This window comes from Chryseobacterium sp. MA9, from assembly GCF_024399315.1.
Classification (GTDB): Bacteria; Bacteroidota; Bacteroidia; order Flavobacteriales; family Weeksellaceae; genus Chryseobacterium.
Genome location: NZ_CP075170.1, coordinates 439,811 through 463,873, shown reverse-complemented (window position 1 = coordinate 463,873; position 24,063 = coordinate 439,811). Strand labels below are relative to the sequence as shown.

Sequence of the window (24,063 nt, the reverse complement as noted above, 5' to 3'; positions counted from 1 at the left end):
TATAATTCTCATGAAACCTATTGAAAAAGAGTTTTTTAACACATTTACTGATTTTCAGTGTCTTATTCTGGCTCATATGAACCGGGGTGATATTAATGGAGTAACCGCAGCTCATTATAATATTATTGAATTTATCATGAGAAAAGGAACAGCAACAGGAAGGGAAATATCAGTAGCTTTCAACATCAGCCAGGCAGCCATTTCAAAACAGTTAAAATTTCTAATCAGTCATGATTTCATTATCCGGGAACAGGAAAAAACAGATCACAGGAAATTCAATCTTTCAGTAACGGATAAAGGAAGGTTTATTATAGATAATTCGGAAACTTTCCGTAAGGCTATTACTCACCAGACAGCTTCTATACTTACCTCTGAAGAATTGAAAAATTTTAATTATCTGCTGGAGAAAGTGCTGAATCATCTAAAACTGTAATCCCAATCTGTTATTTATACGTACCAAATAATCTATCCCAGATAGAAGTATAAAACCCGAAGTTTTTACTTTCATCCAAATGGTGCAGATTATGAAACCTTGTTGTCCCCACAAAAAAACGGTCAAAGGAAGCAGGAAAAAATTCTCTGTTCAAATGTCCTATCGTTCCCCAGATAAGATTCAGCATAAGGTAAACTGAAATAGAAATTACAGAAAAATCATAGCTTATGAGCAAAACAAGCATCATCAAGCCAAATCCTATGGTTTCAAAAGGATGCAAAACAAAAAGGCTCAAAAAATTGGTACTAACATGCTCATGGTGTTTTCCATGCAGGATTTTATAGATGAACGGTAAATGAGCTGCAAAATGAAAGAAATACATCAGAAGGTCCATCAAAAGAAGCAAGGCTACTACTTCTGCTATTATCCCAGTCACAGATTGACCTTGTCCCAGTACAAGCCATCCGTTCTTCCACAAAAAAGCTCCCAGCAACATGACAAAGCTGTTACAGATTATGGTAAGAAGGCTGAGGTAGAAATCAGCTCTGGTGACAGGGTGATTTTGTTCCTGCAGCTGACTTTTACGACAGGTTTTTTCAATAAAAATATATAAACCTATAGAAAACAGATACAGAAAACTGTTAATGATAATGCTGAATATAATCCATTGCGGCCAGGAAAACTGCCAGAATAGATGCAAATAGCCGGAAAGTTCCGTTTGATTAAAATTCATAAACCTGTCGTCCTTCAACTTGATGTCATAAAGGTATGAATTTCACAGTAAAATCGGTTGATAAAGTAGATTTTAGATACTATTTCTGTCTTGCCTTTCTTCTGAGCTCCCGAAGTCTTACGGTAAGGTTTTTCCGTAAATCATTATGATATTGCCGATAGTTTTTGATGCTGTTCTCCAGATTCTTTTTATTAAGCAGATATTCTTCATACAGATGACCCAGTTCTGAAATCTGTGTAGCCACATCCGAAGGGTGACTTTCAGGATCTTCTGCAGCTTCTATCAGCAGACGGTAATATTCAATACGGCTGGTCAGGTTCATGTGAAGTTTCGGTTCTATTCCCTGCATGATTTTATTATTTTATTGATTTATTGAATAGATTGAAAGCAAACTGGCGCAAAGGCTTTTATAAATTTTACTTTTACTATTCGATATCTTATTTTTTATTTTTCATTATTAAAATTCAGCAAATTAGCTCTTTTGATTTTTGCTATTTTGTTTTTTTCACACTTTCACTTAAAATTACTTTCCTGCCACAATTGGAGGTACATCACTCTGAAATAAGATCTTAGCCCCTCCATTCTTTTCCTGACCTGCAGATTTGAAATACCCCCCGTTAAGAGCAGAAGAAATAAGAGTTTCATTAGGATCACCCAAAGGTAATAACGGAAGTCCTGCATATTCGTTGACGATGACCAGTGGAGAAATTCCATTGCTGTATTCTCCGGTTCCATTAGCATTGAATACTTTATAAATCACCGGATGGATCTGCCAGGAAATTTTTCTTGGTTTTCGCTTGTCTTCCACTACAAATCCGGCCATATCTTTACCTAAAGTAGTATCTCCAATCTGAATAACCTGCATAAACGGCTTCAGATTATTGATGACAATTTCCGCCGCAGATGCTGTACTATTCGATGTGAGAATAAATACTTTCTGTAACCCCAATGCATTGGCACGCAAAGTGTTAAAATCAAGAGCTTTGGGATCATATGCGATCTGCTGGGCAAATGTTCTTTTTACTTCCCCTCCGTTTTTATTTCCTTTAAAAATGATGAATGGCGAGTCAGATGACAATCCTGAAGGAATCAGTGAGCAAAGAGCCGCTGCAGACGACACCGAACCTCCATAGTTGTAGCGGAGATCAAGAATCAGTTCCTGTACTCCGGCAGCCTTCAATTCTGCAAATCTTTGGTTCAGGATTTGTGTCATTCCGTCCGGGAAATCATAAATATAAAGATATCCTACTTTTTTACCATTTTTCTCGAAGACTTTAGATAAGATGGGCTGCTCAAAAGAAAAACCATAGTAAACCGTAATATTTTTTTCATCAGTAACTGTTCCGCTCTGCCACTTTCCTACAGTAAGGTCTACAACGGTCTGGTCTTTAATAGAGGAGGCCATTGATTCAGCATTTGCTGCCGTAATAACTTTTCCATTGATTTTGGTAATAATCATTCCCCGTTCCAGGCCTGCATTGAAGGCCGGAGAATTTTGAAGAACCAACTTAACGACTGTAATGACCTGGTTGCTGGCAAGCTTTACAACTGTATAATCGAAACCGTACATATTCCTTATGGAGCGTGGATAGCTGGAAGAATCCTCAGTGTTCACCATGAAAGAAAAGCGGTCCTGGGAAGACAGAAGGCTTTTAAAAAAATCCTTTACAGGAAGCCTGTAATCAGGTTTTTCAGGCATCTGATCTGCCCAGTAATAATACCGTTTCATACTGTCCTGAACCCAGAGATTCACAGATTCTGTACTTCCCTCCGGGAAAACGGGTGCGCTTTCGTCATTATTTGTGCACGAAATGAGAAGGACTACCAGCGCAATCAGTTGAAGTTTTAAAAAGTTTTTCATATACAATTACAGATATTCTGCTACATCAATATCTCCTTTTACAACCCATTCCCCATTTTCCATTTTTTCCTGAAGAACGATCATGTTTGCACCCGTATGCTGTTTCAATTTCACTTGAATCATTTTAGATCCGGCATAAGGTTCTGTAGTTCCCGGTTTATACAATTCCAGATATATTGGAGCTGTAGAACTGAAAAAACTATAGATTTTCACTGCGGTAAAGTTGTCTTTCCCGATATTGTCAAATTCTGCCAGAACTACTCCATTTTCTCTTTTCAGAACACCTTTTACATTTTCCAGTGAAGTCCCTGAAAGTTCGCCCAGGTTGGGGAAAATAAATTCAAACCCTACTTTCCCAAGATTAACCTGAGGTTTTACAGCATAAGTCTGCAGATAAATCCCCGGAAGATTGAAAAAGTATAAGTTTTTATAATCATTTATATTGTCATAAGTAATATTGTATTTTGCAATTTCAGTTCCTGTTTCATTATTATATACAGACAGCTTGTTGGTTTCTCCCTGATCCAGGACAAACTGAAGCTGGGTTTCTATTTTATTGGTATAGGACGTTTTTCCATCAATGGATACGGGAGCTCCGTTGAATCTCAGCTGAAGGATATCAGGCTTGGAAAATCCTTTGACATTAACCTCTCCGGGTTTCTGTACTTTATCATACAACTCCATCGTGTTACTGTCTGTGCATGAAAGCAGTGCAGTAAATAATAGTAGTAATGCGAAGATTCTATTCATCTTTCTTCAATTATTTCATTGTAAAACTTAAAAAATATTGCCCTACCCAAGAGCAGGGCAATATATAATTATAAAAAAACTAGTTGGATATGTTCTGGATAGCCTTTATCAAATACTATCCATTCTTTTATATTAAAAATTCATGGTGTTTCTAGAATCAGTTTCTAAGGAAGAAGGATTATTTTTTAATAAACTTCAACCTTTCCGTAGTCTTTCCATCTGTGATTTCTGCTATATAAGCTCCAGATGTAAGCCCTGCTGTATTAATCGCTTTGGAATACTGAGCGGTAAGTACTTTTTGTCCTGCTGCGTTATAAATGGTTACCACCGTCATATTTTCTTTCAATGCCGGGTTAAGCTGCAGCTGTAAAGATTCTTTTACCGGATTTTCTGCTATTTGTGTTACAATTTTGTTTCTTTTTACATCCTTAGTTCCCAAAAATGAAGTAGCGTAGATTCCCATTTCATCAATATTGATATTCTGGACATTATTTCCGCTTGTTTTTCTGTTTGACCACATTCCTATATAGATTTTCTTCCCTGCAAAAGCAGAAAGATCTACAAGAGACTCTACAAACTGCGTAAGATCAGCCGGAAAAGGATTGGCTGAATCACCTACCTGTATTCTATAAATACTCTGAACATCATTTCCACTTGCATCTACAGTCATTGCCTGGAAGTCTGATAACTCAGGAACTTCTTTCTGCGGTGTGCTTACATAGATAAAAAGCTCTCTGGCAACAATAGTATGAGTAGATCTCTGTCTCCCGATATAGGCGGCCAAAGTAACAGTTCCTGCAGTATTTGTAAGATCAATCTGAGGAGAAATAATCCAGTCACTTTCTGTCCCAAACCCTGTAGCACTTCCACTTGGAACCAAACTTATAGAGTGACGAAGAACGCCGGCAGTTCCATACACTAAGGATGTTCCGTTGTGATAGATGTTCTGTCCCTGTACCCATCCGTTGCCATTGTTGTTCAAATCATGGAAAGTCCATCCCTGAAGGTCAGCAGGAGTATCAAAAGAATTTCCCCATACCAGAGACTGTGCTGCAGCCAGGTGAGATAAAAACAGAACAGATGATAAAATTATTTTTTTCATAATGCTGAATATTAAGGTTTTTGAAGTAAAAGCAAGGAATCAGCATGTGCTGTTCCCTGCTTTTTTAAAGTTTTTATTATTCTACAATTGAGAAATTGTATTTTGTCCAAAGTCCCTGGAAGTTTCCACAGTTTCTTGGAGATACATTCCAACCACCTTCGTTGAAGAAAGGCTGACTCATACCCCATAGAGCTGCAGGAGTTCCTGTCTGTAGGTTAGCTGCAGGTATTCCTGCTGTTCCTGTACCCGTAACTGAAGTAGTAAATCCGTGAATCTGGATAGTGTTGTATGCTGAAGCTGAAGAAAGTTCAGAACCTGTACCTTCTACTTTGATTCCCACAGGGTATCCTGTAACTACAGCGTTATTTAATGTTAATCTTCCGTGTCTTCTGATGTGGATTCCGTTTTCATACAAAGCACCTTTAGTAGAGTTCTTAGAACCAACGATAGTAAGGTTGTTGATAACCGGATGAGTTAACAATGATGTAGAAGAACCGTCTGCGTTGTTATCAAGCTCGATACCGTTAGAATCCGGGCTTGATCCGCTAAGACTGTGTGTAGAGTTGTAATCTGCCAAAGCAAGAGCACAAGTAATAGTTCCTGTATATCCGTTATCGAAATCGAAGTTATCATCATCCGCAGCGAAAGAAACAAGGTTTGAAGCGTTTACAGTACCACCGAAGAATTCAAAAGAGTCATCTTTCCCGAAAGATACCTGAATATGATCCAAAGTAGTTCCGTTTCCTACTCCACCTAAAGTAAGACCATTGATTTCGTTTCCTGAATTCGGAGCTAAAAGATCGAATCCTGCAAACTCAATACGCACATACTTCAATGTTCCACCGTTGTGAGAAGCATTAGTACCACCGTAATAGAAATCCGGACCAGATAGTCCTTCAATTGTTTTTGTGAACGGAGTGTTGGTAGGAGCATCTCCTAATATGATAACTCCTCCAAAATCACCAGGAGCAGCAGTTGTATCTTCATTTCCATCCAGCAATTTGTAGCTTGTGAAGATGATTGGCTGCGCTTCAGTACCTGCTGCGTTAATTTTTCCTGTTTTAGCAATTACCAAAACTCCTGTAGCAGTATTGCTTGTGTTTGGCTTAGCTTTAATGAATGTACCCGGTTGGATTGTTAGTGTAGCACCATTTTTTACCGTTACAACTCCATCTAATTCAACTACACCGCTCCATGTAGTATTTGAAGTAATAGCACCACTTACGCTGGTTACCGGAAGAGCCGAAGCTGTAAGGTACTCAGCAGAAGTAGATTTCATTTCGAATGGAGATGATGAATCCGCCAGTTGATCGTTTTGACAAGCTGTAAGAGATAATGCTGCCACTGCAATTAGAGTTAGTCTTTTCATTGTTATAATTTTTAATAAATCCGGTCGTGTTATTTTATACCAGATCAGTTTTTTAATATTCAGGAATATCTGCCTCTCTATTCCTTCGATTTGGTTTTTAGAATTCATCCGTCACTGCAGGAGGAGCTGCATTGGGGAAGTTCCCATAGAAACCGTTAATACCCGGGAAAAGCCATTAACGCTCGGTTTTTTTCTGAACCGGTACTGCTGTGCGCATCATCAGTATTTTTCCAGTTTTTGATCAGGTTACCGAAACCTGTACGATGCTATCTTGAGCTCTTTTTTATAATTATGGTGTTTGGTGCATTTATTTTTTAAAAAGTATAATTCACGCTTAGGCTGAACATTCTTCCGCTGTAAGCCCGAAACATAATCTTGTCAATATTTTTATCATACCTGTCTGTTGCTCCCGGAAGAAGTTCCCAGCCTTCCCTTTCTGTTCCCACATTACTTCCTCCTCCATCTTTTGCAGCCAGATAAGAATTGAAGTTGTTATAATATTCCTTTACCCTGTTGAAGAGGTTTCTTACATTAAATTTCACTTCAAAGTTTTTATTACGTAGAAATTTATAGGAGATCTGAGCATCTGCCACTGCATAAGGACGTTGGATTTCTTCACCTTTATAAGCGTATCCTACTGTGATGTACTGGTCTCCCTTCGCGTTATACAAAAAACTAAGTCCTAAACGGTCTCCATCATAGGTCAATCCAAGGTTATAAGCATAGGGTGTCTGGCCGTAAAGCGGGCGTTTCACTTCATAGGTTTCATCATTATCACCTGTTTTGTACAGGTCTTTAAAGGCAACTACTTTCGTATGGTTATAAGTAAAGTTTCCGCTTATGAAAAGTTTTTCCAGAAAAGTTCCGTCAGCAATAAAACCAAGATTCTTTCTTACTTCTGCCTCAACTCCCAAAAGCTTTGCATTTTTTGAATTCCCATTATACAGGAAAAGGTTTCCTTCACTGGAAATATGACCTTCACGTTCGATAGGTCTGTCAATATTTTTATAATACAGTCCTGCAGAAAATATCTCTCCCAATCCCGGAAACCATTCAAACTTAAAATCATAATTATTAATCACTGATGAACTCAATTCCGTATTGTAAATTAACCCATTGGCAATGGGATCAAAATATGGAAGTCCTGTTCTTTCATTGAACTGAGGACGTATTACAGATTTGTTGTAGGCAAGCCTCAGGTTGATCTTATTGGTAGGGCTGTACGTAAAATTCACAGAAGGCATCCACTGCCATGGTTTATCATCTATAGCTGTTCTCGTGATGTATTTGGAGTCAGAAGCATCCAGCTGCTGGGAAATCATGTCGTATTTAAAATATTCTGCACGCAGCCCCCAGACAAGTCTCAATTTATTCTTCCAACGGTTGTCAAACATAACATACACAGCATGCTGATTGACTTCTCCTTCATACTTGTCATTTTTGTACAATGCCTTGGTTTCCCAACCAATACCACCCGGAACATAATGGGAACCATTAAACCAGTCAGCAAGTGAACCATACATCGTCAAATAGTTCTTCTCGCTATTCGGAACGTCCCGGTTTTCATCAACACGAAGGAAAAACTTCTGCTGTTGATTGGTATTGTTTTTTATAGCTCCGGCATATCCGGTTTTAATAGTGTTCTTAAAACTTCCTGCATCCATATCCCATTTCACAGAAGCGCCATAGTTGTAATCTGTTTCTTTGTTTTCAATATATCCTCTGTAAAAATCTGCTCCGGAATTGTAGATCTTATGAAAGGTTAAGATTTCATTTCCAATAAAGTCATACCGGGTAATATACTGTGTATAATCTTTGGTATCGGAAGAAACTCCTGTACGGGCCCCAAACCAGCTGATTTCTGTGTTTCCTATTTTATGATTTCCTTCAATTTTATTTTGTAAAAGGGTCTGAAAAATTGGATAGTTGGTATTATCAGTATAAGGTTTATCTAAGGTTTTGATCTGAGCCGGGTCATTATTGGGTATAATTCCGTTATAAAAATAATTATAGGCTAATTCTGCATTGGCAGCCATTCCGCTCCCGGTTGAGTATTCATTCCATCCGGTTACCCTTGTCAAAGTATTATCAAAAATATGGGTGTAGGAATTCCGGAATGAAATTCTGTTTTTACCCAACTGCAGGCCGAAATTAAGCATCCCTGCCAACGTGGAATTATAGTTGTAGGAAGCCCCGCTGTTTTTGAAGTTGTAAAACGGAATCTGCCCGTTTGCATCCGGCATTCCTGTAGTATCCAGCCAGTTTCCTCTTCCCGTATGGTCTATATCCAGTTTATTCTGTTCATTTCTGATAACAAATGCTCCGGCAAATCCCCATTTATTATTGTTTTTAAGCGCATATGTTCTTCCTAATGCCAGCTGTATATTGGATCCCATGTCACCTCTGGTTTTATAGGTGCTGAAATTGTCATTGGTAAATTGTTTGGACTGTTCAAAAAATTTCGGATCCGTCCAGTTTACCGCTTCAAGTCCTTTGGGAAAATCCCTTGTCCCGTCATCATATCCGAAATAATCATACTTTCCCCGCTTACGTGTCAGGAACTCTTTAAATGCTGACTGATCGTTATAGGAAGTTCCCATTGTTACGGTTGTAAAATTTTCATTGGGAATATCTTTGGTTCTCACTTCCACATAGCCTCCTGCAAAGCTGGCATTCATATCAGGTGTTGCAGATTTACTCACCACTACACTCTCCACCATGGCAGTAGGAATGATATCAAATGAGAAATTCTGATTATATGCCTCCGTACTTGGGAGATTAATTCCGTCCATGGCTGCGGTATTCCAGCGTTCGCCCATAGACCGTACGACTACATATTTATTATCAATAGTGGTAATTCCCGTTACTCTTTTCAGAGTTCCTCCTACATCGCTGTCCGGTGTTTTAGAAATCTGTTCTGCTGAAATACCGTCACTCATCTGTGCCGCTTTTTTCTGTTGAGCAAGAAGTCCTGCCTGAGTATCTGCTTTACGCGCTGCCGTAATCACAACTTCTTTAATATCTGTAATTTTATCAGAAGCTTTATTCAGGGCAAATGATACGGAGTTGGTTTCTTTATTGATTACAGATAATTTTTCAACTCTCAGCGTATTGTATTTTGGAGCTTTTATCGTTAGATTATAAGTTCCTGAGGGAAGATCTACTGTAAAATCTCCGTTATTATCTGTTACTACAGTTTTCTGGGCAATATTAATTTCTGCTCCGGCAATAGGATTTCCTACCTCGTCCACTATTTTACCGGAAATACGTCCGTTTCCCGGTACAGAGATATTAGAACTTTCATATTTTATAGAAATAAGATCACCAAGCAGACGGTACACAACGGGAAGTCCATTGGTAATATCTTTCAGACAGTCATTAACGGATGTATTTTCACATTTCACTCCTTTTACCTTCAGCTCTTTAATATCTACCTTGGAATAAGCCAGTCTCATCCCCGTTTTTCCGGCAAATTCCTCCAAAACTTCAATCAACGGTCTGTTGGCAGGTACAGAAAATGTTACTTTCTGAACCAGCTCCTGTGCTTCTACAGCTACAGTAAAAAATAAGGCTGCTATGGTAATCCCACATTTCAAACTTTTCATACTTAAAGTGTTCTCTTGATTATGATTATTTAATTTTTTGTGTAATGTTTTATTTCTTTAGGATATAGGTGTTTTCTTTTTTCTGTACTTCCAACCCCAGGATGAAAGCCAGTGATTCAATATTTTCTCCGACTGTTCCTCCGGTAAAGTCAGCAGTGATCTTCTTGTCTTCAGCATCTTTAGGATATAATACTTTTGTGTTATAATTACTCTCAAGAACAGCTACCACTTCTTTTAAAGGAACATCATTAAAGCTTAAAGACAGTATTGCAGAAATTTTCCTGGCCGCATTTTTCACCGGACTTATTGAAATGATCGCTGTAGTATGTGCAATTCCGAAATTTGTCCATTTCTGATTAGGCTTAAGGAAAGAAACCGGAACTCCGGGAGAAGATACAGCCACCTTTCCTTCATAAAGATCAACCGCTTTTTTCTTTCCGGACTGTGAGATCTTAAATACCGTTCCTAATACTTTAGTACTGAAACCGTCAGCACGTACTACAAAAGGATGTATTTTTGATTTAGCCACGGAAAAAATGGCATCTCCTTTTAAATCCACAACCCTGGTAGAGGCAGGAAATGATTTTTCAACAGTAAGTTCAGCACCTGGTAAAAGAGTAACTACAGATCCGTCTTCAAGATGAACAATACGGTTTTCTGATTTTGCAAGATAAACATCAGGCTTAATGAACATTGTATAAGTGAAAATACCTCCCAACGACAAAAGCAGAATAATAACCGCTGCAATTTTATATAGATTTGTTTTAAGTCTTTTTACAGAATGTATAGAAATAATATCTGTTTGAGGAAAATAATGTTCCAGTCCGGATAACACTCTTTCTCTGGATTCTTTTCTATGAACAGCATCCAGATCTTTTTCAGTCTGGATTCTCCATTGTGTTAAAAGTTCATTTTCCTTTTCAGAAATTGAGTCATCAGAAACTTCCCGTTCCCAAAGTCTGAAAACAAAGGCTTCAATATTTTTATATGTTAAATGTTTTTTCATAAAGTCTTTCATAGTATTCACAGATACTTCTATCTATAAGACAGTGAAAATGAAAAACTTCCCCAGGGCATTATTAACGTTATATTCACATTACAGCCAAATTGTTAATAATTTTCGTTGTTTTTCACATTTACTAAACATTAACATCCTATTTAACCCTCTTTTTTTAGAAATATTTAATCTTATCCTACCCAAAGTTCACAAAAAGTTAATTTTCCTTTAGGTAATTTTGTAACACAATATGAGCCCAACAGACTATACATTATTAAAGAAAATAAAATCAGGCGACCGCCCTGCATTTATGCTGCTGTATGACCGTTACTGGGATAGTCTATATAGCTTTGTTTTTGTACGGACCCGGGATAAAGAAATCGCGGAGGAAATCCTTCAGAACCTATGGATAAAGATCCTTGAGAATACAGATACGATACAAACTGACGACTCCGAAAGTGCAAAAGGCTACCTTCTCCGCCATCTTCATTACCGTATCCTTGACTTTTATAACAATTATAGAAAAGCCCCTCCCACGCTGAGTATTGATGAGTTTGACATCCCTAATGAATTTGAGATATCAGATACAGATTATTTTGAGATCCTTGAAGAAAATGAAATCAATAGTTTATTATTAATGATTGATGAAGTGGTTGCCCAGCTTCCTTCAACGGAGCAACAGGTATATGATATGAGAATCCGGAAAAATATGTCCGTTAATGAAACCGCAGAAGCATTAGGAATAAGCAATAAGACGGTAAGTAATAAATTAAGCAAAGCTTTGGGGGAAATCCGCGAACAACTGAATCCTGAATATCAGTCGTCTAAAAAACTGGTCTCTATTCTAGTACTGATGGAGATTTTGATGAGGTATTGAGGGGTTAGGTTTTTATCAATGGTCAATTTGCTGCGCAGCCAGTAGTCAATAATTTTTGTCTATATTCAAAATTCACAGCGAAGCGGATTCACTATTCACCACTCATTCTTCACTAAACACCGGAAGAAATGCTGTATTAAAATCCAATATTTTAAAATCGGCAAGATCCGAGTGTATGCTTTCATCATTATTAGTGAAAATTACGGTCTGCATTCCAGCACCTTTCGCTGCCTTTAATCCTGAATGGCTGTCTTCAATCGCAATGCAGTGTTCGGGAGAAACGCCCAGATTTTTTGCGGAAGTAAGATACACAGCCGGATGAGGTTTCCCATGCGTTTCAAATTCAGATGAATGAACGGTATCAAACAGATCACGAACCTGAAGTTTTTCAAGAACCACATGTGCTACACGCAAAGGTGCATTGGTCGCCAGTCCTATTTTATATTCTTTATTCTTAAGATTTTTAATAAACTCCTGTACTCCAGACATCGTACAGTCTTGGTTTTGTATCATTTCAATCACTCTTGTGACTACTTTATTTTCTAAATCAGACGCATCAAAATTTTCCCAGGGAAATCTTTCATACCAGAATTCTGTTACTTCCTGAGTGGTCATATATCTGGTTTGTGCTGCGAGATCCTCCGTGACCTGCACTCCATAAGATGAAAATACGTCAAGCTCTGCCTGAGTCCAGAATTTTTCTGAATCTATCAGAACTCCATCCATGTCAAATATTACTGCTTTTAAAGCCATCTTTTGAATGATAAATTATAAGTTATGAATGATGAATTACTAACTGATTTTATAGACACAGCGCTGACCGCCGGAAATAATATGATCTATTCTTTCAACCTTATATTCTTTCCCTATCAGCGACTGAAAATTAGATAATTCTGCGCGGCAAAACCCTTGACATTCTGTTGCCGCAGCACATATCGGGCAATGGTTTTCAATCAGAAAATAATCTTTCCCTTCTTTTTTCCATTCTGCCATATATCCTTCTGCACTACGTATTTTTGCCAGGGATTCAAGGCGCTGTTCCAAAGATTTTGCCTTAGAAAGTACTTTTTCGTATCGTTCATGAGTATTCTTCTCACGATCACTGATTAATAATTCCAATGCGTTTTCACCCAAAAGGTTTTTTACTGATTTCAGAATCTGAACGGTTACATCTGCATGGGTATCAGGAAACTGAGCCAATCCTTTTTCTGTAAGGGTATAGTAAGTAGAGGGACGCCCCACTCCTTCGCTCTTCACCGAAGACCGGATCAATCCTTCCTGAGCAAGATTCAATAAATGTTTTCTTGCCCCTTCTTTGGTAATCGACAATTCTTCGGCAATAAGAAGTGATGTAACCTCACCTCTCATCTTTAAAAACATCAGAATGCGATCCGCTGCCGGTTTCTTCATTTGGCAATATTTAGGTTGTTTTATTTTTCAACAACAAATATAGTAATTTTCTATAACCTCCAAAAAAGATAGATAAATCAAACATTTACAAACTGTTATCTTTTCAAACCACACAATCAATAAAACAACTCAAAAGTTGTTTTATTTAAATATATTTATACCTTTGTCTAACAATAATCAAAAAAATAAATACGATGAACCCATTTACATTGCCTCAGCTACCTTACGCTTATGATGCTTTGGAACCTTTTATAGATCAAGAAACAATGACAATTCATCATCAGCGCCATCATCAGGCCTATGTAGATAATCTGAATGCTGCGCTGGCACAAACCAATGAAACCAATCCTGATCTTGATTCTTTATTGCAAAGGATAAGTGAATACAGCCCTGCTGTAAGAAATAATGGCGGAGGACACTATAATCATTCATTATTCTGGGAAATTCTTTCACCTCAGCCCAAACTTAATCCCGAAGGTGCACTTAATGATGCTGTAATCGCAACTTTTGGAAGTCTTGAGAGCCTTAAAGCAGAAATTAAAAAAACAGGCTTGTCACAATTCGGGTCTGGATGGGTATGGCTTTTTGTAAAATTCAATGGATCTCTGGCCATAAGTTCCACACCTAATCAGGATAATCCTATGATGGATATTCTTTCGATGAACAGAGGCTTCCCTATTCTTGGGATAGATGTGTGGGAACATGCTTATTATCTGAACTATCAGAATAAAAGAGCAGATTATCTGGATTCTTTCTGGTCTGTTCTTGATTGGTCTTCTGTGGAGAGAAAATATGAAGAGGCTTTGTCAAAAGTAAGATAATTAACACTGAATGTAAATAAACTATGACTGAGGAAACATTTATCAATAAAGCAAAAACTTCAGGTATCATTGCCCTAGATCTTTCAGATTACAAACCGACAACAGAAATTGTGGAACTGGATATCAAAGACCATCTCTTCATGGGAATGATTGTCAAGGAGAAAGAGTTTAAAGAATCAATTGCTGCGGTGGATTTTTCTGTCTATAACGAAAAAGCAGTTGGAATCATCTGTTCTACGGATGCTATTATCCCGCCCTGGGCTTATATGCTGATCATGGAAAAACTATCTCCTTATGCTTCTTATGCCGATTTGAACAATGCAGAAACGGTTCTTCTCGATCTCTGGAAACGTCGTCTCATTTATGCAGACCTGAAACATTACAGAAATCAGAAAGTGGTCGTCCGGGCAAGTACCAATCATGATCCCGCACTCTATTTATTAGCTGCAGGACTGCTGAAACCTTTGGTTAAGACACTGATGTATGGTGAGATAGGATTACCCAAAGTAATTTTTAAACAATAAAAAAATGAAAGCAATCATATTCAATGGATCTCTGGAAAGAAGAACACAATCTACTTCCGGACTGATTTCCAACTATTTTTCAGAACGTCTGAAAATACGTGGAATTCATACTGATATTTTTACCCTTGCTGATTCCGGCATTCCGCTATTTGATGTCACACTTACCAAAACTCCTTTGGCAGTAGAACGCATGACCCAGATGTTCACCGATGCTGAGCTGCATATCTGGCTGGCTCCGCTTTACCATGGAAGTATTCCGGGAGTAATGAAAAACTGTCTGGATTGGCTTGAAGTGACCGCCAACAGATATGAGCCTTACCTCACGGATAAAACTGTCGGCTTGGTATGCTGGGCAGATGGACTTCAGGCCATGCAGGGAATCAATACCATGGATTCTATTGCCAAATCACTAAGAGCGTGGCCATTACCATTCAGTGTTCCTATTGTGAGATCATCGTTATTTGATTCTGAACATTCAAATGAAATTTCAGAACTCTATTCCGGTAAATTTGATAAACTTATCAGCATCGCAACCTCTAAAAAAATAGAAAGCCTGAATTCTTCAAATTTAATAGAACCAGCGGATTAGCCTGCCAGATCCACCTTACAGCTCAGATAGATGAGCTTGTGGTAGAAATTGCTGCAGATTAGTGATTTAAAAATAAAAATTAGCACACTTTATGCTGCTTATTTTCAAAGAACAGTGTTGAACTGCTGTAATTAAGTTTAGCAGGGATTTCCGAACCGTTCAACGTTAAAGAAATCCCTTTTTTAAAACCCTCTAAACATACACAATATGGCTATAAAAATAACGGATGCCTGTATCAACTGTGGGGCCTGCGAACCTGAATGTCCCAATTCAGCCATTTACGAAGGGGCCATCGACTGGCGCTGGAAAGACAAAACAAAACTTTCAGGTCATATAACATTCCCGGACGGGACGGAAGCTGATGCTGATACTTATAATGAAGCTGTTTCAGACGAGGTTTACTATATCGTATCCGGAAAATGCACGGAATGCAAGGGGTTTCATGAAGAACCTCAGTGCAAGGCTGTATGCCCGGTAGACTGCTGCATAGATGATCCTGATCACCAGGAAACGGAAGAAGTACTATTGGAACGGCAGAGATTTATGCATAGTGCCTGAGCTTATATAACGGTTCACTCTGATACATTATTGTAACAAGAACTCCGAATCTCCTACTCATCGGGAAAACAAATGACATCAATAATTTAAATTTAATGCTATAAATTATGAAACCGATATTATTTATTCTCGCTTTGTTACCTGCCTTTTTCTTTGCCCAGAGTGATGTTCAGAAGCTCAAAAAAGAATACATCCAGCTTTTAAAGAGTTCCCATTATGGTAATAATTCTAAAGCGGGTAAATATTATGATGTCAATGGAATCAAAATGTATTGTGAAACCTATGGCCAGGGACAGCCATTACTTCTCATTCACGGAAACGGAGGTTCTATTGTGGACTTCTCTAAACAGATTCCTTATTTTTCAAAGAAATATAAAGTCATTGTCGCTGACAGCAGAGCTCACGGAAAGTCAATTGATAAAGGAGATGCTCTTACTTATGAAATAATGTCTGATGATTATGCTGAGTTACTCCAGAAAATGAAAATAGATTCTGCCTTTGTGATTGGCTGGAGTGATGGTGGTATTAATGGGCTTTTGTTAAGCATGAGACATCCGGAAAAGGTAAAAAAGCTTATTGTTACAGGAGCTAATTTAAGACCGGATTCTAGTGCAGTACAGGCGGATATATTTAAAAGAGTAAGCGCCAATTATTTACAATTTAAAGAACAATTTGCCCAAAAGAAAGACAAAACAGATCTTGATTACACTGTTCTCAAATACAAGAGACTATTGAGTGAACAACCCAATATAGATTCTAAGTCTTTACACAGCATTAAAGTTCCTGTTCTCGTTATCGGAGGAGATAATGATGTTATAAAACCGGAGCATACCCTGGAAATTTTCAGAAACATTCCTAAAGCTGACTTATGGATTTTACCCAATTCCGGACACAGCACTTTGGTGGTGTATACCAATGAGTTTAATGCAAAAGCAGACACATTTTTTAAAACAAAATTCAGGACGATCAAAGACCGGGACCGGGAATTTTAATGACGGGACGGACAGATACGATATTGAATACGGGAATTCTTAAGAAATTTCTATCTTTTATATTTAATTTTCAATAGAGGCGGGTTTTAACCCGCCTTTTTATCCTACTTTTTTATTTGGCTTTAGCCCATCTATTTTCTTTAATCTCCGTGTAAATTTTTTGAGTAAAAGGAGTTTCGATGCCAAGTTCTGTTCCATATTTTAAGACAGCTCCGGCAAATAATTCCAGCTCATTATCTTTCTTTCCCGAATGAATATCAAGCTGTAAAGAAGTTGGGGTGTCAAAAGGAAATGTAGATGCTTTTTCAAAAGTTTTATCGATGATATCGTCCTGAAGGGAAATTCCTTTTTTATCTGCAATCTGCTTTATTTCATTCATAATTTCGGTGGCTTCATGCTTTTGCTGTTCATTTGTACATACAGCCCCGATGGATGAATTATGCTTAGCCGTTACCAATCCGAAACTGGCAATGAAAATAAATTTCGTCCAGATATCCGATAATGAATTGTCTTTAAAATCGAAATCAATTTTACTTTCACTCAATAGATCAGCAATCCATTCTACAGGGGCAGAAAAATGCTCGGGATCTTTTCCCACAATCATTTTCCCTGCTTTCCCCTTATGCTCCACAGTTCCTCTTTCTTTAATATGGGAAGCCACATAAATGCAGGTTGGCAAAACCGTATGATCTGGAATGACTGTACGTATTCTGTCGTAGATATCTGCTCCGTTCATCATCGGAAGCAATATTGTATCTTTGTTGATGACTGGCAGCAGCTGCTTACACACATTTTCAAGGTCATATTCTTTTACACAAATCAGGACCAGATCAGGACTTTTGATCTCACTGATATTCTGAGCTATAGCATTAGGATGCGTTTGGCTATTGGAGTGTTCGGGAGATAACAGAATCAAGCCATTTTCTTTCACTTTCTCATAGGTTTCTCCCCGGGCAACAAAAGAAACAGTATATTTTCCGGAAGTTTCATTGGTTTGATTTATTTTAAATCCAAAGTAACCGCCTACCCCACCTAATCCTACAACGACAATATGTTTTTTGTTCATGAAATTATTTTTAGCAAATATCAGTGATGATCTCTGAAATATCACTTGACAAATGAAAAGAAATTAAATTTTATGAATATCCCTTCTGATCCGGCTCAATGAACTGTCTTTGATGCCTAGATAAGAAGCAATTACCTTCAAAGGAACATGCTGAAAAATATCAGGATCTTTCTTCATGAGATTAAAATATCTTGTAGAAGCCTTCTGACTTGCCATTTCTATCAGCCTGTCGTGAATATTATAGTAATTAAGGACAAGAAGAAGCCTGCTGAACTCTCTGAATTCAGGAATATTGTGGAAGTTATGTTGTACATTTTCCAATCCTGTTTCCCAGAAAACACATTCAGTCACGGTCTGGTATATTTCTTTAGTAGGCTGTTGTTTGAAAAAAGACAGAAAATCATTAACGAAGCAGGGGGCTTTATAAATATTAGTGGTAATCTCCTCATTATCTTCGTTCAATATATACGACCGCACATAACCTTTTTCCAGAAAGTATGTTTTGGTACTGATGGCATCTTTATCCAGCAAAACAGTACTTGCTTTTAATTCAAAATGATTAAAAGTTTCAGTGATCTTTTCAACCACTTCCGTTTTGATGCTGAATAAAGAATGAAAGTAGGTATTAAGTGATGATTTGTCCATAAGATAGAAGCTGCAGCATATTTATTTTTTGAAATCTGTCTGGGACAAAAATAGCATTTATAAACTATTAAAATAAACTATAAACTTTTTTAATAGAACAGATGTAATTTTGTAATTTCCTTGTTTAAAAGACAGATAACATTCATATGGACAATGACTTCACTTATAATTTCGTCGAACCTGATAAAGAGATCGCAGATTTCGTTGAAAATCTGGGAACATTTCAGAACTTTTCGGATGAAGCTAAAGAAGTGGTGATCATTCCTGACGGAAGAATTGATTTATTTTTTTCACAGTCCGCTTCAGAACCTTTTCATATTACCCTTCTCGGACTGGAAACTTATCCTGAACAAAGGTATATCGTTCCACATACAACTGCATTTATCGTCAGCTTCAAACCTCTTGCTGTTGAATATATTTTAAATACCTCCATCGCAGATTTATTGAATATTGGAAAAGAACTCTCTCCTGATTTCTGGAATTTTAAAGCTGAAGACTTAAAGGATTTTAATCATTGCTGTAAAAAAGCAACTCAAAAAATAAAAGAACGGCTTCCTCAAAAGGTAGATGAAAGAAAACAGAGACTTTTTGAATTGGTTTATGCCTCAAAAGGTGAAATGAGCGTACAAGAAATTTCTGAAAAAACAGGCTGGAGCAGCAGACAGATCAACCGTTATTTTACCAAACAACTTGGTTTGTCATTAAAAGCCTACTCTACTATTTTGCGTTTCAGAACATCATTGGAACACATAGCACAGGGAAGACTCTTTCCTGAACTCAATTATACTGATCAGAATCATTTCATCAAGGAAGTGAAGAAATTTTCAGGGGTTGCTCCCAAAGAATTATCCAAAAATAAAAACGACCGATTTGTACTATTATCCGTGTTGAAAGGAAAATAAATTTGCATTGTAAAATTTAAATTAACAATGCTGATAGACAATAAATCAATAGCAATCGTTGGTGGTGGCCCTGCAGGACTTACACTGGCAAGACTTTTACAGTTAAAAGGTGCAGACGTAAAAGTATATGAAAGAGACTTCAATAAAAATGCACGGGTACAGGGTTCTCCTCTCGACATGCATGAAGATTCGGGGCTGGCGGCTATACGCAAGGCAGAACTTTTGGAGGAATTTAAAAAGACTTTCCGTCCCGGAGCAGACAGAACACTCATAATGAATGAAAAGGCAGAAATATTTTTTAATGATCACGAAACAAAGCCTGAAGAAGATTTTGGGCATGAACATTTCCGTCCGGAAATAGACAGAGGTCCGTTAAGAAATATGCTGCTGGATTCTCTACATCCCGAAACAGTAATCTGGGACAGTCATTTTCTCTCTATGGAACGTCAGAATGAAGGCTGGTTGCTACAATTTAAAAATGGAAATTCTGTGTACGCAGATCTTGTTATTGCCGGAGACGGAGCCAATTCCAAAATACGTTCTTATCTTACTGATATTAAACCGATTTATTCCGGAGTCATTATGCTGGAGGGAAATGTTTCAAAAGAAAATGCACCTCAGATTGATACTATGATCAAAGGTGGAAAAATAATGGCATTTGGAAATACCAAAAATATTCTGCTTGGACAGAAAGGCAACGGAGATCTGGGATTTTATGCAAGCTTTAAAGCTGATGAAAACTGGCCTGCCGACAGCGGTCTTGATTTTTCCGATCATGCACAGATGCTAAAATGGTTTAAAACAGAATATAACGGATGGAGCCCTATCTGGAATGAATTGTTTGAAAACGCCGTAACACCATTTATTCCACGTCTGATCTACTCTATGCCTTCAGATCAGACCTGGGAAGCACAAACCAATCTAACGCTGATAGGTGACGCCGCCCACGTAATGCCACCATTTGCAGGGGAAGGTGCTAATATGGCCATGCTGGATGCTCTTGAACTAAGCGAATATTTAACGAACAACAGCTACAGTACATTACAGGAAGCTATTTCCGACTATGAACATCATATGCGTAAAAGAGCAGCCATTTCCACACAGGAATCTCTTGAAAACGGAGAACGGATGCATTCTGAAAAGTCATTAGCAACCATGTTGGATTTTTTTAATGGTCATCAGACTTCATGATAAACAAAAGGCTGCCTCAACCAGAGACAGCCTTTTTCAGTTAAATAAACCGTTTTTCTCTCCGTTTTTTTAGATCCTGATACGGAGATTCATGTGTGTTATTTCTTGATTAACTTAGTATTATAAGTATTCTTGTCATCTTTTATAGTGATCACATACATTCCTTTTACTAAAGAAGCAACATTGATTTTACCTTCAATTTTACCTTCCTGAACTAATCTTCCATCTGCACTGTAGATTTTGTAGTCTGCTTTACCTTTAAGATTTTTCACTTCTACAAATGTATCTGCAGGATTAGGGTAAATAGCTATTTCCGAATATTTTGCATCTACTGCTTCTCTTACTGCAAGGTTAGCATTTTCTGAAATTTTCACAGAAAAATCTCTGAAAGATCCTACAGAAACAATTCCTCCACCATTTACAGGTACGGTAGGGCTTCCGCAAGGTCCGCTGGCTGCATTAAAGAAAGTACTTGCCACTCTCATTCTCAACAGTTTATCACCAGAATAAGCAGTATCAGGCACTGTAAATGTTACATTTCCATCACGAAGATAAGCTTGAGCAGCGGCAGCATAAAAAGGAAGTGCTCCACTAGTAACCACTTTTTCAGAACTTTCGAATACTCCGTTTCTGTTGTAGTCTATCCAGATTTCAAGCCAGTCATTATAGTTTCCTCCCGCAAGGTTTCTAAAGCTGGCGGTGTACTGAGTCCCTTTTGTTAAGTTAACTACTTTAGTAGCATCTTCACTAAAGTCAAGATATGTTTTATAAACATCCAGCCCTGTATATACATAAGCCAGATTAGATAGTGTCAGTTTTACAAGACCACTATTAAAGTTTCCGCCATTTCCTCCTGTCGTCATTAAACAATAATCTGTACCAGTTCTCAACCCTTTTGTTTTAAAGGCATAATTAGCTGAGAATGCCCCCGGAACACTATTCACAACAGCAGCTACCTGTACTTCATAATTGGTTTCATCCTCCAGATTTGACAACAATACGGAGTTTGCAGCGCTTGTTGTATTCGACCAGCTTGCAGTTCCCACTTTTCTGTAATTGACAGAGTAAGTAGCTCCCGGTACTTTATTCCAGGATATTCTTGCAGTCGTTTTCAAAACTTCTGTACCTATTGCAGATACCCCTGTTGGAGCAGCAGCAGGAGAAGTAGGAGATGTTCCTACTGTTACAGCAGGAGATACTGCATAAAAAACATTACCTACTGCTGATATTCTTAATTTAACAGTACCAGTTACATTAGCCGGCATTTGTACAGCATAGCTTCCCGTATTGGGTGTAGAAGCTATCAGGTCTGACCATGTAGTCCCATTATTGGTTGTATAATCTATTTTTACAGTGGCTACATTATAAGGAGCATTATTGGTGTTTGCAACATCCCACGTGATGGTATTGGATGCATCATTGTATAAGACAGATGCTGTTGTAAGTCCACTGAATTTGAAAGGTCCGTCAGCACCTACTGTCACAGCTGTTTCAGCGGTGGAGGTCATTGGTCTTAACGCATTCTGATCTCTTACTGTTACTGCATAATTCAATGTTCTTGGGATATAGGAAACGGTTTCCCATACTTGTTTGTCTGTCAGTACGCCATTCAATACAGTTTCCAGCTTAGGGAAATATCTTCTGCTGTTAGCTGTTCCCGGCAAAGATCTTGCGATAGCTCCTTCTGCATTATAGCCCCATCCGCTGTCTCCGGAAATTGTATTCCTGTCTCCTACACTATTATATTGTTCCCATGTATAGGTAACAGGGTCACTTTCTGCATCTGCTGCTACAGCATCCAGATAATAGGCCGTTCCTTTAGGAATAGAATAATTAGTAAGTGGTGTAATCACTGGTGCAGTATTGTTTATGATATCAGTAGCAATACCACATCCTACTTTAGCTTCCAAATTATTTAATACCTGTGAAATAGATTTATAATGGAAATAACCATCCATATTTGCCTGAATATTATCTTGTGTAATTCCAGGATATCCCATGATCGTTGTTCCTCCCCAAGGCTCTACATTAGCTCCCGAAGCTTCGGTTCTCATAGAAAAGGTATGGTTAGCACCCAACTGGTGCCCCATTTCGTGAGCTGCCATTAAATCAAATACTTCTCCTACAGGATCAGGGCTCATTGAAAAAGCAGATCCTTTTGCTAAAGAATTATTAGTTGCGGGATTGGTACAAACAATTCCTATCCCTCCCGCGTTTCCATTTCTGCTTTGTCCTGCATTACAATGAAATACGTGCCCAATATCATAGTTTGCATTTCCTACATCTGCTGTAAGTTTTTGTTGAAGCTGTAAGTTTAGTGACGGATCATTTGCAGCGGCCTGAGGGGTATAAAAATCAGTAGCAGGATCTGTATAAATAATTCCAGGAAGATCCAGAACATTAAAGTGAGCTCCGAAATCTCTTTCAAAAACCCCATTGATTCTTGTCATTGTGTTATTAATAGCTGCAACCGCTCCGGCAGCTGTACCACCATGAAATTGTGTATATTCACCGGTAGCAGCAATAGCCATTCTGAAAGTTCTATATTTGGTATTAGTAGGTCTTTTTGTAATTCCTACATTGGAAAGCATCTTTTTCCCATTTTCCACCAATTTACCAATATCTTTAAGATCATGCTCCGTATCACATTCAAACCCATGCATGTCTCCTTTTTCCTTTGTTTTATAAAATACACCATAAGTTTGTTTATCTTTGCTTATGGGTTCTATAAACTGAAACACACCGTCTTTGATGATCATAGACTGCATATCATTCGGGGATGTACTGAATCTTAAATACTTAGAAGAATCATCTACACCAATTCCCACATATGATCCCAGCTGATATTTGTCTGCAAGTGATTTATCCATTACAGGATTGCTATAGACAGCAAATTTTTCAATCTTTCCTTCTACTGTTGGTAAAGAAATAATAACAGGACGTGCATTTTTTCCCGTTTCTTCAGCATTTTTCAGCATCTCTCTAAGAGACTTCAGATCCACTCTGTAAGAATGCTGTACTTCTATTTCTGTTCTTATCTGTGAGTTTTTTTGAGAGACAGATTCCCATCTCTGAGCATTGAAAACCGTAAAACAAGACGCTAGCGCGCAAACTAATAAAATTCTTTTTTTCATAAAGCTATTTAAAGTTATTTTGGGAGAGTATATTGCAATTTTTATTGAAAGTATCATTTAACTTCTGCCTTTAAAGACACCAAACAATCATTATCATAAATTCAACAAAACGAAACATATCATATGATATTCACAACAAAACTCCTTACAAAACTTATATTTTTTGAATAAAAAACAAAAAAAGATGATACTACATAGATACAACATGATTATAAATAATTAAATATCAGTGATTTATATTTTAATCCTAATTATTTATTTAATCCATAAAAATTTTGAAAAGGTGAAATTATTTGAAAGTTTTTATCAAGATACTGGTAAAAAAATATTGAAAATCAGACTAAAAAATATTTTCAAAGAGCACATTATTTAAAAATATAAGCTAAAAAACGAGCTGTTTTAAAGTTGTTGGTTCTTTATTTTAAAAAAAAACAATAAATCCAACATAAAAAAACAACACACTAATTATCAATTGATTAAAAACATAAAAACACGATGTAGTAT

General features: G+C 37.6%; 22 protein-coding genes. 9 read left to right on the top strand and 13 right to left on the bottom strand.

Annotation, left to right across the window (positions count from 1 at the left end; genetic code table 11):
* Positions 1-10 precede the first annotated feature (10 nt).
* A complete protein-coding gene (locus KIK00_RS02085; RefSeq protein WP_255814922.1) occupies positions 11-433 on the top strand; it encodes a MarR family winged helix-turn-helix transcriptional regulator in 423 nt (140 codons plus the stop codon).
* 10 nt (positions 434-443) lie between these two features.
* Here KIK00_RS02085 and KIK00_RS02080 read toward each other — a convergent pair whose 3' ends face one another.
* The 8 genes from KIK00_RS02080 to KIK00_RS02045 form a co-directional block, all read right to left on the bottom strand.
* Positions 444-1,166 carry a sterol desaturase family protein gene (locus KIK00_RS02080; RefSeq protein WP_255814921.1) on the bottom strand — a complete coding sequence of 241 codons (723 nt, stop codon included), beginning with the start codon at positions 1,164-1,166 and terminating at the stop codon, positions 444-446.
* Positions 1,167-1,245: 79 nt separating this feature from the next.
* The gene (locus KIK00_RS02075) at positions 1,246-1,515 is read right to left on the bottom strand and encodes a hypothetical protein (RefSeq protein ID WP_255814920.1); all 270 of its coding nucleotides are present in this window, start codon (positions 1,513-1,515) and stop codon (positions 1,246-1,248) included.
* A gap of 174 nt (positions 1,516-1,689) precedes the next feature.
* Positions 1,690-3,027 carry a S41 family peptidase gene (locus KIK00_RS02070; protein ID WP_255814919.1) on the bottom strand — a complete coding sequence of 446 codons (1,338 nt, stop codon included), beginning with the start codon at positions 3,025-3,027 and terminating at the stop codon, positions 1,690-1,692.
* Between the two features lie 6 nt (positions 3,028-3,033).
* Positions 3,034-3,777 carry a hypothetical protein gene (locus KIK00_RS02065; RefSeq protein WP_255814918.1) on the bottom strand — a complete coding sequence of 248 codons (744 nt, stop codon included), beginning with the start codon at positions 3,775-3,777 and terminating at the stop codon, positions 3,034-3,036.
* A gap of 178 nt (positions 3,778-3,955) precedes the next feature.
* Positions 3,956-4,879, bottom strand: a complete 924-nt coding sequence (locus KIK00_RS02060; RefSeq protein WP_255814917.1) for a T9SS-dependent choice-of-anchor J family protein — start codon at positions 4,877-4,879, stop codon at positions 3,956-3,958.
* Between the two features lie 76 nt (positions 4,880-4,955).
* The gene (locus tag KIK00_RS02055) at positions 4,956-6,248 is read right to left on the bottom strand and encodes a hypothetical protein (RefSeq protein ID WP_255814916.1); all 1,293 of its coding nucleotides are present in this window, start codon (positions 6,246-6,248) and stop codon (positions 4,956-4,958) included.
* Between the two features lie 314 nt (positions 6,249-6,562).
* A complete protein-coding gene (locus KIK00_RS02050) occupies positions 6,563-9,853 on the bottom strand; it encodes a TonB-dependent receptor (protein WP_255814915.1) in 3,291 nt (1,096 codons plus the stop codon).
* Positions 9,854-9,902: 49 nt separating this feature from the next.
* Positions 9,903-10,859, bottom strand: a complete 957-nt coding sequence (locus KIK00_RS02045; RefSeq protein ID WP_255814914.1) for a FecR family protein — start codon at positions 10,857-10,859, stop codon at positions 9,903-9,905.
* Between the two features lie 241 nt (positions 10,860-11,100).
* Between KIK00_RS02045 and KIK00_RS02040 the strand changes: the two genes are divergently transcribed.
* Positions 11,101-11,727 carry an RNA polymerase sigma factor gene (locus tag KIK00_RS02040; protein ID WP_255814913.1) on the top strand — a complete coding sequence of 209 codons (627 nt, stop codon included), beginning with the start codon at positions 11,101-11,103 and terminating at the stop codon, positions 11,725-11,727.
* A gap of 102 nt (positions 11,728-11,829) precedes the next feature.
* On the opposite strand, the gene hxpB is transcribed toward KIK00_RS02040, so the two are convergent.
* Together hxpB and KIK00_RS02030 are read right to left on the bottom strand one after the other, a co-directional pair.
* A complete protein-coding gene (gene hxpB / locus KIK00_RS02035; RefSeq protein WP_255814912.1) occupies positions 11,830-12,480 on the bottom strand; it encodes a hexitol phosphatase HxpB in 651 nt (216 codons plus the stop codon).
* A 39-nt stretch (positions 12,481-12,519) separates the two neighbouring features.
* Complete coding sequence (locus KIK00_RS02030) at positions 12,520-13,137, bottom strand: metalloregulator ArsR/SmtB family transcription factor (protein WP_255814911.1); 618 nt, start codon at positions 13,135-13,137, stop codon at positions 12,520-12,522.
* A gap of 194 nt (positions 13,138-13,331) precedes the next feature.
* On the opposite strand from KIK00_RS02030, the gene KIK00_RS02025 reads away from it, so the two are divergent.
* The 5 genes from KIK00_RS02025 (at position 13,332) to KIK00_RS02005 (ending at position 16,621) form a co-directional block, all read left to right on the top strand.
* A complete protein-coding gene (locus KIK00_RS02025) occupies positions 13,332-13,958 on the top strand; it encodes a superoxide dismutase (protein WP_255814910.1) in 627 nt (208 codons plus the stop codon).
* 23 nt (positions 13,959-13,981) lie between these two features.
* Positions 13,982-14,482 (top strand): DUF2480 family protein, encoded by a 501-nt coding sequence (locus tag KIK00_RS02020; protein WP_255814909.1) that lies wholly within the window; start codon positions 13,982-13,984, stop codon positions 14,480-14,482.
* Positions 14,483-14,486: 4 nt separating this feature from the next.
* Complete coding sequence (locus KIK00_RS02015) at positions 14,487-15,071, top strand: NADPH-dependent FMN reductase (RefSeq protein ID WP_255814908.1); 585 nt, start codon at positions 14,487-14,489, stop codon at positions 15,069-15,071.
* A 207-nt stretch (positions 15,072-15,278) separates the two neighbouring features.
* The gene (locus KIK00_RS02010; protein ID WP_255814907.1) at positions 15,279-15,629 is read left to right on the top strand and encodes a 4Fe-4S dicluster domain-containing protein; all 351 of its coding nucleotides are present in this window, start codon (positions 15,279-15,281) and stop codon (positions 15,627-15,629) included.
* 107 nt (positions 15,630-15,736) lie between these two features.
* Positions 15,737-16,621, top strand: a complete 885-nt coding sequence (locus tag KIK00_RS02005; RefSeq protein ID WP_255814906.1) for an alpha/beta fold hydrolase — start codon at positions 15,737-15,739, stop codon at positions 16,619-16,621.
* A 112-nt stretch (positions 16,622-16,733) separates the two neighbouring features.
* Here the strand turns inward: KIK00_RS02005 and KIK00_RS02000 are convergent, their stop codons facing one another.
* Complete coding sequence (locus KIK00_RS02000; protein ID WP_255814905.1) at positions 16,734-17,687, bottom strand: ketopantoate reductase family protein; 954 nt, start codon at positions 17,685-17,687, stop codon at positions 16,734-16,736.
* A gap of 63 nt (positions 17,688-17,750) precedes the next feature.
* Complete coding sequence (locus KIK00_RS01995; RefSeq protein ID WP_255814904.1) at positions 17,751-18,332, bottom strand: Crp/Fnr family transcriptional regulator; 582 nt, start codon at positions 18,330-18,332, stop codon at positions 17,751-17,753.
* Positions 18,333-18,478: 146 nt separating this feature from the next.
* Here KIK00_RS01995 and KIK00_RS01990 point away from each other — a divergent pair, with 146 nt between their 5' ends.
* Positions 18,479-19,234, top strand: a complete 756-nt coding sequence (locus KIK00_RS01990; RefSeq protein ID WP_255814903.1) for an AraC family transcriptional regulator — start codon at positions 18,479-18,481, stop codon at positions 19,232-19,234.
* Between the two features lie 27 nt (positions 19,235-19,261).
* On the top strand, positions 19,262-20,425 hold the full coding sequence (locus tag KIK00_RS01985) for an NAD(P)/FAD-dependent oxidoreductase (protein ID WP_255814902.1): 1,164 nt from the start codon (positions 19,262-19,264) through the stop codon (positions 20,423-20,425).
* Between the two features lie 98 nt (positions 20,426-20,523).
* On the opposite strand, the gene KIK00_RS01980 is transcribed toward KIK00_RS01985, so the two are convergent.
* Positions 20,524-23,559 (bottom strand): reprolysin-like metallopeptidase, encoded by a 3,036-nt coding sequence (locus KIK00_RS01980; RefSeq protein ID WP_255814901.1) that lies wholly within the window; start codon positions 23,557-23,559, stop codon positions 20,524-20,526.
* Positions 23,560-24,063 lie beyond the last annotated feature (504 nt).

What these genes read in the sequence shown, in the direction of transcription:
- KIK00_RS02075 (WP_255814920.1), bottom strand. Translation starts at nt 1,515, where the DNA reads ATGCAGGGAATAGAACCGAAACTTCACATGAACCTGACCAGCCGTATT.
- KIK00_RS02065 (WP_255814918.1), bottom strand. Translation starts at nt 3,777, where the DNA reads ATGAATAGAATCTTCGCATTACTACTATTATTTACTGCACTGCTTTCA.
- KIK00_RS01990 (WP_255814903.1), top strand. Translation starts at nt 18,479, where the DNA reads ATGGACAATGACTTCACTTATAATTTCGTCGAACCTGATAAAGAGATC.
- KIK00_RS02070 (WP_255814919.1), bottom strand. Translation starts at nt 3,027, where the DNA reads ATGAAAAACTTTTTAAAACTTCAACTGATTGCGCTGGTAGTCCTTCTC.
- KIK00_RS02020 (WP_255814909.1), top strand. Translation starts at nt 13,982, where the DNA reads ATGACTGAGGAAACATTTATCAATAAAGCAAAAACTTCAGGTATCATT.
- KIK00_RS02060 (WP_255814917.1), bottom strand. Translation starts at nt 4,879, where the DNA reads ATGAAAAAAATAATTTTATCATCTGTTCTGTTTTTATCTCACCTGGCT.
- KIK00_RS02005 (WP_255814906.1), top strand. Translation starts at nt 15,737, where the DNA reads ATGAAACCGATATTATTTATTCTCGCTTTGTTACCTGCCTTTTTCTTT.
- KIK00_RS01995 (WP_255814904.1), bottom strand. Translation starts at nt 18,332, where the DNA reads ATGGACAAATCATCACTTAATACCTACTTTCATTCTTTATTCAGCATC.
- KIK00_RS02015 (WP_255814908.1), top strand. Translation starts at nt 14,487, where the DNA reads ATGAAAGCAATCATATTCAATGGATCTCTGGAAAGAAGAACACAATCT.
- KIK00_RS02050 (WP_255814915.1), bottom strand. Translation starts at nt 9,853, where the DNA reads ATGAAAAGTTTGAAATGTGGGATTACCATAGCAGCCTTATTTTTTACT.
- KIK00_RS01980 (WP_255814901.1), bottom strand. Translation starts at nt 23,559, where the DNA reads ATGAAAAAAAGAATTTTATTAGTTTGCGCGCTAGCGTCTTGTTTTACG.
- KIK00_RS02045 (WP_255814914.1), bottom strand. Translation starts at nt 10,859, where the DNA reads ATGAAAAAACATTTAACATATAAAAATATTGAAGCCTTTGTTTTCAGA.
- KIK00_RS02055 (WP_255814916.1), bottom strand. Translation starts at nt 6,248, where the DNA reads ATGAAAAGACTAACTCTAATTGCAGTGGCAGCATTATCTCTTACAGCT.
- KIK00_RS02000 (WP_255814905.1), bottom strand. Translation starts at nt 17,687, where the DNA reads ATGAACAAAAAACATATTGTCGTTGTAGGATTAGGTGGGGTAGGCGGT.
- KIK00_RS02040 (WP_255814913.1), top strand. Translation starts at nt 11,101, where the DNA reads ATGAGCCCAACAGACTATACATTATTAAAGAAAATAAAATCAGGCGAC.
- KIK00_RS01985 (WP_255814902.1), top strand. Translation starts at nt 19,262, where the DNA reads ATGCTGATAGACAATAAATCAATAGCAATCGTTGGTGGTGGCCCTGCA.
- KIK00_RS02010 (WP_255814907.1), top strand. Translation starts at nt 15,279, where the DNA reads ATGGCTATAAAAATAACGGATGCCTGTATCAACTGTGGGGCCTGCGAA.
- hxpB (WP_255814912.1), bottom strand. Translation starts at nt 12,480, where the DNA reads ATGGCTTTAAAAGCAGTAATATTTGACATGGATGGAGTTCTGATAGAT.
- KIK00_RS02030 (WP_255814911.1), bottom strand. Translation starts at nt 13,137, where the DNA reads ATGAAGAAACCGGCAGCGGATCGCATTCTGATGTTTTTAAAGATGAGA.
- KIK00_RS02080 (WP_255814921.1), bottom strand. Translation starts at nt 1,166, where the DNA reads ATGAATTTTAATCAAACGGAACTTTCCGGCTATTTGCATCTATTCTGG.
- KIK00_RS02085 (WP_255814922.1), top strand. Translation starts at nt 11, where the DNA reads ATGAAACCTATTGAAAAAGAGTTTTTTAACACATTTACTGATTTTCAG.
- KIK00_RS02025 (WP_255814910.1), top strand. Translation starts at nt 13,332, where the DNA reads ATGAACCCATTTACATTGCCTCAGCTACCTTACGCTTATGATGCTTTG.